The sequence below is a fragment of the Paraburkholderia hiiakae genome (assembly GCF_904848665.1).
Lineage (GTDB): Bacteria > Pseudomonadota > Gammaproteobacteria > Burkholderiales > Burkholderiaceae > Paraburkholderia > Paraburkholderia hiiakae.
Genome location: NZ_CAJHCQ010000010.1, coordinates 124413 through 136638, shown reverse-complemented (window position 1 = coordinate 136638; position 12226 = coordinate 124413). Strand labels below are relative to the sequence as shown.

Annotated in this window: 10 protein-coding genes; 4 read left to right on the top strand and 6 right to left on the bottom strand. The window is 64.1% G+C overall.

From position 1 onward, the window contains the following. The first annotated feature begins 100 nt into the window (after positions 1-100). Both JMY28_RS20055 and JMY28_RS20050 read left to right on the top strand, forming a co-directional pair. Entirely contained in the window at positions 101-1507 is a 1407-nt protein-coding gene (locus JMY28_RS20055) for an MFS transporter (RefSeq protein ID WP_201697651.1), read from the top strand. A 37-nt stretch (positions 1508-1544) separates the two neighbouring features. Beyond that, a complete protein-coding gene (locus tag JMY28_RS20050; protein ID WP_201697650.1) occupies positions 1545-2387 on the top strand; it encodes an HpcH/HpaI aldolase/citrate lyase family protein in 843 nt (280 codons plus the stop codon). Between the two features lie 79 nt (positions 2388-2466). Here the strand turns inward: JMY28_RS20050 and JMY28_RS20045 are convergent, their stop codons facing one another. The 6 genes from JMY28_RS20045 to JMY28_RS20020 all read right to left on the bottom strand — a co-directional run bounded on the left by JMY28_RS20045 (position 2467) and on the right by JMY28_RS20020 (position 9838). After that, a complete protein-coding gene (locus JMY28_RS20045) occupies positions 2467-3705 on the bottom strand; it encodes a porin (protein ID WP_201697649.1) in 1239 nt (412 codons plus the stop codon). 151 nt (positions 3706-3856) lie between these two features. Next, positions 3857-5359 carry an aldehyde dehydrogenase gene (locus tag JMY28_RS20040; protein ID WP_201697648.1) on the bottom strand — a complete coding sequence of 501 codons (1503 nt, stop codon included), beginning with the start codon at positions 5357-5359 and terminating at the stop codon, positions 3857-3859. Next, complete coding sequence (gene mctP / locus JMY28_RS20035; protein WP_236596948.1) at positions 5356-6912, bottom strand: monocarboxylate uptake permease MctP; 1557 nt, start codon at positions 6910-6912, stop codon at positions 5356-5358. The genes JMY28_RS20040 and mctP overlap by 4 nt, the downstream gene beginning before the upstream one ends. Continuing rightward, entirely contained in the window at positions 6909-7151 is a 243-nt protein-coding gene (locus JMY28_RS20030; protein ID WP_201697647.1) for a DUF3311 domain-containing protein, read from the bottom strand. The genes mctP and JMY28_RS20030 overlap by 4 nt, the downstream gene beginning before the upstream one ends. A 45-nt stretch (positions 7152-7196) precedes the next feature. Then, on the bottom strand, positions 7197-8828 hold the full coding sequence (locus JMY28_RS20025; RefSeq protein WP_201697646.1) for a thiamine pyrophosphate-binding protein: 1632 nt from the start codon (positions 8826-8828) through the stop codon (positions 7197-7199). Between the two features lie 71 nt (positions 8829-8899). Further along, on the bottom strand, positions 8900-9838 hold the full coding sequence (locus JMY28_RS20020; protein WP_201697645.1) for an SMP-30/gluconolactonase/LRE family protein: 939 nt from the start codon (positions 9836-9838) through the stop codon (positions 8900-8902). A 236-nt stretch (positions 9839-10074) separates the two neighbouring features. Between JMY28_RS20020 and JMY28_RS20015 the strand changes: the two genes are divergently transcribed. Both JMY28_RS20015 and JMY28_RS20010 read left to right on the top strand, forming a co-directional pair. Further along, positions 10075-11304 carry an alpha-hydroxy acid oxidase gene (locus tag JMY28_RS20015; RefSeq protein ID WP_201697644.1) on the top strand — a complete coding sequence of 410 codons (1230 nt, stop codon included), beginning with the start codon at positions 10075-10077 and terminating at the stop codon, positions 11302-11304. A gap of 182 nt (positions 11305-11486) precedes the next feature. Continuing rightward, on the top strand, positions 11487-12221 hold the full coding sequence (locus JMY28_RS20010) for a GntR family transcriptional regulator (protein ID WP_201697643.1): 735 nt from the start codon (positions 11487-11489) through the stop codon (positions 12219-12221). Positions 12222-12226: the final 5 nt, after the last annotated feature.

Sequence of the window (12226 nt, the reverse complement as noted above, 5' to 3'; positions counted from 1 at the left end):
AGGTGTTTACAGGCATGGATTTCGTTTTATCTTGTACGTACATGTATTGATTCGGACAAAGTGAGCATCGTTCGCAAAGCGACGATGTAAAGGAGACGCTATGCAAACAGCAAGCCCCAACGCCGGCGCGCGCCTCGATCGGCTCCCGGTATCGCGATTTCATTGGCGCATCGTGGGTCTCGTCGCGGGAGGCATGTTCCTCGACGGCTTCGAGATCTATCTGGGCGCAGCCGTGCTCAGCGCGCTGCTCAAGAACGGCTGGTCCGATCTCGCGCACAACGCACAATTCGTCTCGCTCACTTTCGCTGGAATGGTGTTGGGCGCCTGGCTCGCCGGTGTTCTTGGCGACCGCTATGGACGGCGCTTTTCGTATCAGGCCAACCTGCTGCTCTTCGGCGTGGCATCGCTTGCGGGCGCCTGCGCGCCGAACATGACGTGGCTCGTCATCGCGCGCTTTTTCATGGGCATCGGCCTTGGCGCGGAGATCGTCGTTGGCTACGTCACCGTAAGCGAATTCGTGCCACCGGCGCAGCGTGGCCGCTGGGGCTCGGCGCTCTCGGCGCTCACGAACCTCTCGCTGTTCGTCTCCGCTCTGCTCGGCTACCTCATCATTCCGCACTATGGCTGGCGATGGATGTTCGTGATCGTGGGGACCGGGGCCCTGGTCGTATGGTATCTGCGAAAGAAGATGCCGGAGTCGCCGCGCTGGCTGGAATCGCACGGGCGTAACGAGGAAGCGGAGCGCGTGCTCGCAGCGATCGAAGCAGAGGCCGGGAACGTGCAGCCGCTGCCGCGTGTCGCGCCTGCGCTCGCGCAACCGCCCCGGCAGCGTCCGCTCACGGCGCTCTTCTCGCTCGCAATGCTTCGCCGCACGATTGTGGCGAGCGTCATTCTGATCGTGCTCAATACCGTGATCTACGGCTTCATCGCGTGGATCCCCTCGTTCATGGCCAAAAGCGGCATGAGTATCGTGAGTTCGCTCGGCTTCGCCACGTTGATGTCGCTTGGCGGCCCGGTCGGCGGCGTCATCGGCATGCTGGCCGGTGACCGCATTGGCCGCAAGCCAGGCATCGTGATCTTTTCTGCACTGGCCATCGTCCTCGGGGCGCTCTATCCAAACGTCTCGGCTCCTGCGCTGCTCGCTGTCATTGGCTTTGCGCTTGTGACCACGATCTACACGATGGTGGCATTCGCGTGGGCCCTCTATGTGCCCGAGCTCTTTCCCACCGATCTGCGTATGCGCGGGTCGGGCTTCTGTAACACGCTGGGCCGATTGATGACCGTGCTCACGCCATGGCTCGTCGTCTGGCTTTACGGGCGCTATCAACTCACCGGCGTCGTCACGGCCATGCTTGTGCTGCTCGTCGTGCAGGTACTCGTGGTGGCCACGCTCGGCATCGAGACGCGAGGCCTCTCGCTCGAAGCGCTCGCCCCCGAGGAGGACGCCAACGCTTCGAACCTGAGCCTTTCCGCGCTCATAAGCGGCAGCCATGGGCACGAGTCGTAACACCGTCCTGTCAACGTTCACTTTTCACTCCATTGCCATGCCCATCTTCCCTTCCGATACACACAACGAACCCCGCTCCTGGCTCTTCGTACCGGGTGACCGCCCGGACCGCTTTGCGAAAGCGCTGGCTGCGGGTGCAGACGCCGTCATCGTCGATCTCGAAGACGCCGTTGCGCCGCCCGACAAGACGCGCGCGCGAGACGACGTCGCAACATGGCTCGACGCGGGCGGAGCTGGCGGCAGCCGCAACATCTTCGTGCGCATCAACGGGGCCGACACTGCGTGGTTCGCCGACGACGTAGGCGCCTTCGCCATCCGTCCCGACGTATGCGGCATCATGCTGCCCAAGGCTGCCGATACTTCGGCGCTCGCCGCGATACGGGCTCGTTCGCGCGCAGGCCTGCGCCTTGTTCCCCTGCTCGAATCGGCCGCTGGCTTTGCGGCGATACAGGAAGTCGCCTCGGCACCCGGCGTCGAGCGGCTCGTGTTCGGCACCGTCGACTTCCAGGTCGACACCAGCATCGGCGGCGATGGCGAGGAGCTTGCCTACTTTCGCTCGCTCATGACCTTCGCCTCGCGCGTGGCCGGCATTGGCGCTCCCGTGGACGGCGTGACCACCACCATCGACGACACCGACGCCATCGAAGCCGCCGCGCGACGCGCACGGCGGTTCGGCTTTGGCGGGCGTCTGTGCATCCACCCGCGCCAGATCGCGCCGACGCATCGCGGCTTCACGCCCGCCACGGAAGAGCGCGTCTGGGCGCAACGCGTAATCGAGGCCGCCGAGGCCAGCTCAGGCTCGGCAACGGTGCTCGACGGCAAGATGATCGACGCGCCCGTGATCCAGCGCGCCCGGCTCGTTCTTGCCGCCGCTCGCTGAGCAGGACAGCATTCGATACGGTTCCAGAAATGGACAAAGGCGGCCGGATCTCCGGCCGCCGTTCGAGCGCCCACGCAGACTAGAAACGGTGCGTAATACCCACACGCACGGCAATCTGGTGATTGCTCGCCGAAGGGGTTTGCCCCGTGATATAGGCCACGGCCGGCTGACCGAACGAATCGGTCCCGCTCGCATGCTGATAGACGACGATCAGATAGGTATCGGTGCGCTTCGAAAGGAAATAGTCAGTGCCCGCCTGAACCTGGTGATAGATCGCAACGCCGCGATCGTCCGCGCCGCCCGCGTGCGTGTAGACATAGGCAAGTCCTCCCAGCCACGCGGGGGTGATCTGATACCTGAAGTTCGCCTCGATGTTGTCGAATGACGCATTGCCCGAATAGCCGAACGGGTTGGGTCCGGAGTTCGAACCGAGGCCGCGGAATTGCACGTTCGAGTAGTTCACGCCAAACGTTGCGCTGCCCAATTGATACGACCCGGCTGCGCTGATGATTTGAGTCGTCGAGGCCGACGCGTAGCCGGCGTAGATCGGATTCGACTCTGGCGTCGTCGCGGAACCGAGGCCACCGAGGTTATTGCTCGCCGCCGTGGTGCCCGCATTGGGGTTCGTACCGTAGAAGGACAGGTTTGGATTGCGCGCGTTGAGATAGCCCACGCCCAAACCGAAGGGGCCGCCATAGTACGAGGCACCGAGAGACCATACCTGGTTATGCCCTATCGAACCAGGTACGCCGCCAAAGCTGTAGAGGCCACCGAACTTCACCCCGTGGTAGTCGGCGCTGGCGAACTTGATCGCGTTATTGATGCGGCGCGTGTTCAACGTGTTGTCCACGTCGCCTGCGTGCGCGCCGAGGTAGCCTGCCCAGATCGCACCGGACTGGAACAGCTGCGTATAGTCGACGACCGAGTCGTACTGTCGCCCGAGCGTCACGCTCCCATAGGGATTCTGCAAGCCGACATAAGCCTGGCGACCAAATTCGGCGCCGCCTTGCGCGAGCGTTCCATTACCGATCCCAAAGCCGTTTTCGAGCACGAAAATCGCCTTCAGGCCGCCGCCCAGATCCTCGACGCCTTTGAGCCCCCAGCGGCTGCCGCGTATCCCGCCCGTCGCGCCGTCCTGAAACGAGTACTGATCCGCGCCGTGCAGACCGGAAGCCGTGCGTCCGGTCTGAACATTGCTCGTATAGTTGATGCCTGCGTCGATCACGCCATATAGCGTGACGCTGCTTTGCGCGTACGCGAACGGCGTGCCCGCAAGCGCGCTGACGGCAGCGGCAATCGACAGTTTTCCAAACTTCATTTAAGTCTCCTTGGTTAATTCGGCATCCTTATTTGTTTCGATAGCCTGATTTTTTCTGGAACGTTCGAATATCGGCTTCACTGGCGGCCGATCCCCGTCTCTCTGCCAAACACCGGACACGCCTCGCGAGAGGCGCGCCCTTCTCACGACGTCAGGTACGCAGCACGAACGGATCCTGCACCTCGTTGCCGAGTTCGCACCACACGCTCTTGGTCTGCAGATATTGCTCGATCGCCTGCGCCCCGTTTACACGCCCCACTCCGCTCGCCTTGTAGCCGCCAAACGGTGAGTTGAAAGCCAGCGCGCGGTACATGTTGATCCACACAGTGCCCGCTTCGAGCCGCTTGGCGAACGAATGGGCGCGCTGGAGACTGCATGTCCACATGCCCGCGGCGAGGCCGAAGCGCGTGCCATTCGCTTCGGCGAGCACTTCTTCGTCGTCATCGAATGGCGTCACGCAAAGCACCGGCCCAAATACTTCCTCGTTCATGATGCGATGCGCGCGCGTCGTGCCGCCGAATATGGTCGGCTCGAAGAAGAGGCCATCTTCGTAACCGGGCACGGTTGCGCGAGTTCCGCCGCATAGCAGTTCGGCGCCGTCCTCGCGTGCCTGGCCGACCATCGTGATGTCCTTCGCGAGTTGGGCCGACGTCGCGACCGGCCCCATCTGTGTCTCGGCCAGCAGTGGATTGCCCAAGCGAATCTGCCGCGCGCGCGCAACGAGGCGCTCGACGAACGGCTCATAGATCGAGCGATGCACATAGGCGCGCGAGCCCGCGATGCAGGTCTGCCCAGCGGCTGCGAAGATACCCGCCAGCACGCCGGCCTCGGCCTGGTCGAGCCGCGCGTCCGCGAATACGATGTTCGCACTCTTGCCGCCCAGTTCGAGCGTGCAGCCCGCGAGCCGGCTTCCCGCTTTCGCGGCGATGCTGCGTCCGGCCGGCTCGCTGCCCGTGAAAAAGATCTTGGCGACTCCCGGATGCGTGACGAGCGCGTCGCCCGACTCGCGCGCACCGGTGACGACGTTGATCACCCCAGCCGGAATGCCGGCGGCTTCGGCAAGCCGGGCCAGTTCGAACGCCGAGGCAGACGTGATTTCCGATGGCTTCAGCACGATCGTGTTGCCCGCCGCGAGTGCGGGCGCCATGCTCATGATCGTGATGAGCGTGGGCGAATTCCACGGCACGATCACACTGATCACACCGAGCGGCTCGCGCAGTGTGTAGTTGAGCACGCTTGGTCGTTCGAGCGGGATGACGCTGCCTTCGACCTTGTCGGCCAGGCCTCCGAAATAAAACAGCCAGTCCTTCACGATCTTCGCTTGCGCGTGCATTTCGGCGAGCAGCTTGCCGTTCTGCTCGGTCTCCAGGGTGGCGATCGGCAGCGCATGCTCTGCGATTTTTTCACCCCATGCGATCAGCAGACGCCCTCGCGCACTCGGCGAAAGCCGCCCCCACGGCCCCTTGAGCGCGGCACTCGCGGCGAGGACGGCGTCGTCCACGTCCGCCGCCGTCGACTGGGCGAACGTGCCCCACTCGCGCCCCGTCGTGGGATTGATCGAGACGAAACTCTCATTTTCGCGCGCCGCGACCTGGTGGCCGCCAATGTAATTGCCGTAGCGCGGGTGGCCGCCCTGCGCATCGATGCTGTTCATACACCCTCCATGGTTTTCTTCGTGCCTGCGCCCGGCTGGCCGTCATCGTTCGAACCCGCCGGACGGCGGAACTTCAGGCGTGCGCTGACTACCCACGCCACGGCCATGTTCAGGATCAGCGCCCAGATGGCCGAATAAAGCGGAACCGTATAACCGCCAAGCTGGAGCGGATACACCGACGACTTGAAATGCATCTGCGCGACCATCCATGTCCCACAGGCAAGCCCTAACAGGAGGCCGCCCAGCAGACCACGGTGATCGAGGCGTCTACCGAACAGACCGAAGAGCACGGTGGGGAGCGTCTGAATGATCCACACGCCGCCAAGCAGCTGAAAGTCGGTCGCGTAATGCACGGGAAGCGCAAAGATGATCGCCACCGCGCCAACCTTCACAACCACCGCGACGAGCTTCGATACGCGCGTTTCGTCCGCGCCCGTCATGTGCGGATTGATGAATGCGCGGTGCACATTGCGCGTATAGAGATTGGCCGCGGCGATAGACATGATGGCCGCGGGCACCAGCGCGCCGATCCCGATAGCCGCGAACGCGAGTCCTGCCAGCCACGAAGGGAAGAAGTGTAGAAACAACGCGGGCACCGCGAAATTCGCGCCGTACGCAGTGAAAAAGCGCGCGAACTCAGGCATATCACGCACGCCCGCTGCGATCGCCATGTAACCCAGCAACGTAATGAAGCCGAGCAACAGCGTGTACATCGGCAACAGCGCCATATTCCGGCGCACGGTATTGCCCGATTTCGACGAGAGCAGCGCCGTGGCCGCGTGCGGATACAGCACCGCCGAGACCGCCGAGCCGATCGCCAGCGAGACGTAGACGCTGTACTGGTCGAGACTCGTCGCCGTGGGCGAGTGCAGCAGCAGCTTCGCTTGCGGAACAGCCGCGAAGATGTGCTCGAAGCCGCCAAGCTGTCCGGGAATAATGATCGCCGCAGCAATGACGGTCACGTAGATCAGGATGTCCTTCACGACCGCGATCAGCGCCGGCGCGCGCAGTCCCGACTTCCACGTATAGGCCGCCAGCAACGCGAAGGCGATCGTCAGCGGAATGTCGCCCGCGATGCCCTGCGTATCGAACCCCAGCGCGCCGATCGCCACTTCGAGACCGACGAGCTGCAGCGCGATATACGGCATCAGCGCGACGATGCCCGTAACAGCAACGGCGAGCGCGAGCGTCTTGCTGCCGTAGCGCGCATGGACGAAGTCGGCCACGGTCACATAGCCGTGCCGCTTCGCGACGTTCCAGAGCCGCGGAAAGATGATGAAGATGAACGGGAACAGCACGATGCAGAACGGAATCGCGAACATGCCCATCGCGCCGGTGCCGAACGCAAGTGCCGGAATGGCGACGACGGTGAACGCCGTGAACAGGTCGCCGCCAAGCAGAAACCATGTCACGAGCGTGCCGAACTGACGGCCGCCCAATCCCCACTCGTGAAGCTCGTCGAGGTTGCCGCGCCGCCAACGCGAGGCCATGAATCCGACCACCGTGACAAACAGGAACAGGGCGATGAATACGGAGGTGGCGATGACGTTCATGGCGTCTCTCCGTCTTCCGGCATCGTCGAGCCGCTTTCGGGCGTGGCGCAGTAGACCAGCCACGTCACCAGCGCGCCGATGATCACGAACAGCAGTTGCGACCAGTAGAAAAACGGGATGCCCCACAGCCGGGGCTCGACCCGGTTGTAGAACGGCACGCCCACGACGAGCGCGAGGGGGATGAGGAAGGCCCAGTACCACCCTGCCCCGGATCTTCCTCCTGCGGATATGCGACTCATGACGTCTCCTGTTTGTTATTGACTTTTTGCCTGCGTTCGCGCCGGTCAGCCGCGCAGCGCCTTTGACTGCTCCAGATAACCACTCGGATCGACGTGAACGTCGATGAGCACCGGTCCTTGCGTCTCCCATGCGCGCGCGAGCGCGGCCTCGTACGCCTCGGGCGTTGAGGCGGACCAGGCCTGCAAACCGAAACCGCGCGCGATCGCGGCAAAATCCTGGCGCGGCCAGTCGATGCCATCGCGCGCCATCCCCCGGCCTTGCTGCTTGATCTGGATGAGCGAGAGCGTCGAATCGTTGAATACCACGATGCAGAGCTTCGCGCCCACCCTGGCGGCAGTGGCCAGCTCGCCAATGCACATCAGCAAGCCGCCATCGCCCGTGAAAGCGATGACCTGCCGGCCGGGCGACGCGAGGCTCGCCGCAATGCCGGCTGGGAGCGCAAACGCCATCGAAGCCAGGCCGTTCGAGATGAGCACGTCCGAGCCGCGACGCGCGCGCCAGAACGCCATGGCGGAGAACATGTGCGCGCCGGCGTCCACCGTCACGCGCGCGTCGAGGTCTTCGGCGCGCTCGTACGCGATCTTGACGACCTGCTCCGGCGTGAGTCCGGCGCCGTGTCCGGTATAGGCGAGGCGCGAACGCATACGCTCCTTGTGCCGTACGATCTCGCCCGGCTCCCAACCGGGCGCGCGGTCGACATCGGCGAGCGCGCTGAGCGCGGCGGCAAGGGGCCCGCGCACCGTGGCGCGCGGCGCGACATAATGCGGCCGATGCTCGACGGGTCCGATGTCCAGCACCGGCGCGCCGTATGCCCATGGGCGCCCGATCAACTCAACCGGGTCCAGTCCGCACAGAACGATCAGGTCGGCGCTGTCGATGCATTCACGTTCGAGCGCTCCGCCCGTAAACAAACCCACGGCATGGTCGTCGTGATCGGACACCACGCCCTTCGCCTTGTACGTCGTGAAAACCGGGCACTCGAGCCGCTCGACGAACGTGCGCAATGCCGGCGCCGCCTCGGAGCATCGTGTTTCCAGTCCCGCGACGACAACGGGGCGCCGCGCCGCCTCGATCATCGCCTTCGCAGCGGCAATCTCGTCGCGTTGCGCGACGGGCGGCACGACCTGGTGCGGCAGCGAGGTGAAGTCAGTCGTTGTGGGCACATCGAGTGTGCGGCGCGCATTCTCGCCCGTGAGTTCGATATACACCGGCCCCCATGGCGCGGTATGCGCGAGCGCGATGAGCCGCTCCAGTTCCGCTTCCACGTCGTCGCCTTCGAGCCGCGAGTGGGCTTTCACGAGCGGACTGAGCAGCGCGCGCTGATCGAAGACCTGGTGCGAGTCGGTCTGCGCTTGCTTGCTCGTCCAGCCGTCCGTGATCAGAAGCACGGGGGCGCGGTCGAGACTCGCCTGCGCGATGGCATTGGCAACGCTCGCCGTGCCGGGCCCCTGCGTCGTGACGACGATCGCGAGACGGCCGCTCGCTTCCGCGTCAGCGGCCGCCATCATGCCGGCGCCAGCTTCCGTATGGGCCAGCACGAACGGTACGTCGAGCGCGGCGAACGCCTGGATGATGTCAAGGCTGCTGCCACCTCCGGGGACGCCGAATATCCGGCGCACGCCATGGCGCTTGCCCGCGTCGGCGATGATTTGCGCGATGTTCTTTTGCGGTTTCATTGAATCGAAGTTCTGCGAAGTGACGGGCGACCAGCGTGGCCGCCCAGGTTTGCACTGCCGTCGACCAGTCGTTAGTGCCCCGGTGTGGGAAGCGTGTCTTCCTCGGCGTGCGAGTACATGCGAGCGCCGGTGACAGGCGTATCCGCCATCAGCACCGAGCAGCCCTGCGTGATGAACAGGCGCCGGTTCTGCGCGCCGCCGAACGCGCAATTGGTCGTCATGTTGCCGTGCGCGGAATTGATGCGCAGCACGGGCTCGCCAGTCGGGCCGAAGATCCAGACCGCGCCCAGGCCGACGTGGCAAACGGCCAGCGATCCGTCGGCGCCGAGCGCGACGCCATCCGGGCCGCCGCCACCCGACATCTGCACATAAACGCCGACCTTCGTCACCAGGCCGTCGCGCACGAGCGGCACGCGCCAGATCGCGTTGTCGCGCGTCACGGCAAGGAACACCGTATTCGTTTTCTCGTTCAGCACCAGTCCGTTCGGGCTCGGCACGTTGCTGAGCAGGCAGTCGAGGCGGCCATTGCGATCGAGGCGATACAGCTTGCCAGTCGCGTCGTGCAGACCCGTTTGGCCCTGGTCCGTGAAATAGACGTCACCGTTCGACGCGAACACGAGATCGTTTAGCCCCTTGAAGCGCTGCACGAGCGCGCGCTCGAGGAACGGCTCGATCTTTCCCGTTGCGGGATCGAACACCATCAGGCCGTTCTTGCAGTCGGCGATGAAGGCCCGTCCGTCGCGATGAAACTTCAGGCCGTTCGGCTCGCCGTCGTATTCCAGTTCGCAGCTCACACGCGCATCGGGCGTGATCTTGAAGAGACGCCCCCAGGGAATATCGACGACCCAGAGGTTACCCTCGCGATCGAACGACGGCCCTTCGAGGAATGCCGGCGCGTTAGCGCCATGAAGCTGCACGTCCACCCACGTCGAGCGACGACCCTTGACGTGAAATTCGGAAGGTATCCGTACGAACTCCTCAGCTTGAACGGCAGGCGGCGGTGCGAACATAGCGTGTCCTCAGAGTGAAGATCAGGTGACTTGATTAAAAGATGTACGTACATGTTAATTCTTCCAACACGCTCAAACGCATTGGGATAAACACCTAATAGCCCTACTTATTGCGCCTACAATTCCGGCGTGCCAGAATTAGCCCATCAGACATCAAAATCTTATACGTACAGGTTAACGGACTTCGACAAGACTCACACAGCCGTGACCGATGCGATTTTTTCCTGAGGCAACCCATGAAAGTTCACAAGGCTTTGAGCATCGACGACCTTCGCAAGCTCGCAAAAGCGCGCCTTCCCAAGGTGATCTTCGACTATCTCGAAGGTGGCGCCGAAGATGAGGTCTGCCTCGACTCGAACGCCGCCGCCTTCGCACGGCATAAATTCGTTCCGCGCTATCTCGTGGACATTTCCCGCCGCGATCAGTCGGTAAGCCTGTTCGGGCAGACCTATGCCTCGCCTTTCGGTATCGCGCCCACTGGCATGATCGCGATGGTGCGGCCCGACGCAGACCTGATGCTCGCGCGCGCGGCGGCGCAGGCCGATGTGCCGTTCGTGATCTCGGGCGCAAGCACCGCGTCCATCGAGGACATTGCGCTTGTGGCGCCCAAATCCTGGTATCAACACTATCCGTGCCGCGACGAAGCCATGGCGAGCGATCTTTTCAGGCGCGTTGCCGACGCCGGGCTGATGACGCTGGTGGTCACGGTCGACGTGCCGCTGCATTCGAAGCGCGAGCGCAACATCCGCAGTGGCTGGGTGAGGCCGTACAAGCCCACGCTGCCTGTCATGCTGGAGGCAGCCCGGCATCCTGCATGGGTGCTCGAATACCTGACTAGCGGCCTGCCGTTTATGGAGAACTACCGCCGCTACGCACCGCCCGGCACCAACGCACGCGCGCTTACAAGCTTCTATGCGGAGCAGGTGCCAACCGCGCAGTCCTGGCGGACGATCGAGAGGATCCGCCGCGAATGGAGCGGCACGCTCGTCCTCAAAGGCATCATGCACCCCGACGACGCAGCGAAAGCCGTCGCGGCCGGTGTGGACGGCATCATCGTCTCGAATCATGGCGGCCGTCAGCTCGATCGTTCGAGGGCGCCAATCGATGCGCTGCCCGACGTCGTGGCGGCCGTGGGCAATCGGGTCACGGTCATGCTCGACAGCGGGATTCGCCGCGGAGCCGATGTAGCGACCGCCTTGTGCCTCGGCGCGCGTTTCACGTTCGTCGGCCGCGCGCCGGCTTACGGCGTGAGCGCCGGGGGCACGGAAGGCGCGCTGCGTGCGCTTTCGATCCTTCGGCAGGAGCTTGATCTCGTTTGCGGGCAACTGGGCTGCCCGCGCACCAGCGAGCTGAACGAAGCCTGGCTGGAAGCGCCCCACCGCGAGACGCGTCCGACACCGCACGTGGACGCTGTGCCAACGCTTCATGCGAATCGTCCCGAGGCGTATGTGACGGCAGGCCGGTAATCGAAGCAACCGGCCGATGCAGCCGCGCCGCACGCCGGAGCCCCGCGCCCAGCGTGGTAAAGTTCCACAGCGCATTTTGGGCATGGAGGGATTCGTTGGGTCAGCGCACTGCATCATCGGCCGCAAAGGCAAAGAGTGAACGGACAAAGGGCGCACAAGCCCCGGCAAAACGCGCGGGCGGCGTGAAGGCTCGGTCGGAGCCGCTCTATGGCCAGGTTGTCTCCACTCTGAAGTCGGAGATCCTGAAGGGCGTCTATCCGGTCGGCACGCAACTGCCTTCCGAGGATCTGCTCGCCAACCGCTTCTCGGTGAGCCGCCATACGATCCGCGAAGCACTGCGCAGGCTGCGCGACGACGGTCTCATCGCGTCCCGCCGGGGCGCACCGACCACGGTCGTGCGGCCGGCAGCGGGCAGCGGCGCGTACATCCACGAAATCGCTTCGATCAACGACCTGTTCTCGTTCGTTTCGGCCCTGCAGTTCCAGATCGACTCGATCGAAATGGTGACGGCAGACGCCGCGCTCGCGGCGCGGCTCGGCGCCAGCGTGGGCGAACAGTGGCTGCGCGTCGACGGCTTTCGTTTCCCCGCCGATGACAAAGCGCCCGCCTGCTGGATGGAAGTGTTCGTTCACGAAGACTACGCGGGCGTGGCGCGCCTGCTGGACCACAACAAGGGGCCGATATTCGAGCTGATCGAGACGCTCTATGGCGAGCGCATCGTCGAGGTCGAGCAGACGCTGCGCACCTCCCCGATGCCCACGCAAGTGGCGGCCGCCCTGCGCGCCGATCCCGGTGAGACGTCGGTCGAAGTGATCCGCACGTTCCGGATCGCTTCGGGGAAGACTGCCGAAGTGTCGATCGCCCACTATCCCGCCGAAAGCTTCACGTTTTCGATGACGCTGCGCCGCACGCGCTAGCGTGC

What these genes read in the sequence shown, in the direction of transcription:
- JMY28_RS20055 (WP_201697651.1), top strand. Translation starts at nt 101, where the DNA reads ATGCAAACAGCAAGCCCCAACGCCGGCGCGCGCCTCGATCGGCTCCCG.
- JMY28_RS20050 (WP_201697650.1), top strand. Translation starts at nt 1,545, where the DNA reads ATGCCCATCTTCCCTTCCGATACACACAACGAACCCCGCTCCTGGCTC.
- JMY28_RS20045 (WP_201697649.1), bottom strand. Translation starts at nt 3,705, where the DNA reads ATGAAGTTTGGAAAACTGTCGATTGCCGCTGCCGTCAGCGCGCTTGCG.
- JMY28_RS20040 (WP_201697648.1), bottom strand. Translation starts at nt 5,359, where the DNA reads ATGAACAGCATCGATGCGCAGGGCGGCCACCCGCGCTACGGCAATTAC.
- mctP (WP_236596948.1), bottom strand. Translation starts at nt 6,912, where the DNA reads ATGAACGTCATCGCCACCTCCGTATTCATCGCCCTGTTCCTGTTTGTC.
- JMY28_RS20030 (WP_201697647.1), bottom strand. Translation starts at nt 7,151, where the DNA reads ATGAGTCGCATATCCGCAGGAGGAAGATCCGGGGCAGGGTGGTACTGG.
- JMY28_RS20025 (WP_201697646.1), bottom strand. Translation starts at nt 8,828, where the DNA reads ATGAAACCGCAAAAGAACATCGCGCAAATCATCGCCGACGCGGGCAAG.
- JMY28_RS20020 (WP_201697645.1), bottom strand. Translation starts at nt 9,838, where the DNA reads ATGTTCGCACCGCCGCCTGCCGTTCAAGCTGAGGAGTTCGTACGGATA.
- JMY28_RS20015 (WP_201697644.1), top strand. Translation starts at nt 10,075, where the DNA reads ATGAAAGTTCACAAGGCTTTGAGCATCGACGACCTTCGCAAGCTCGCA.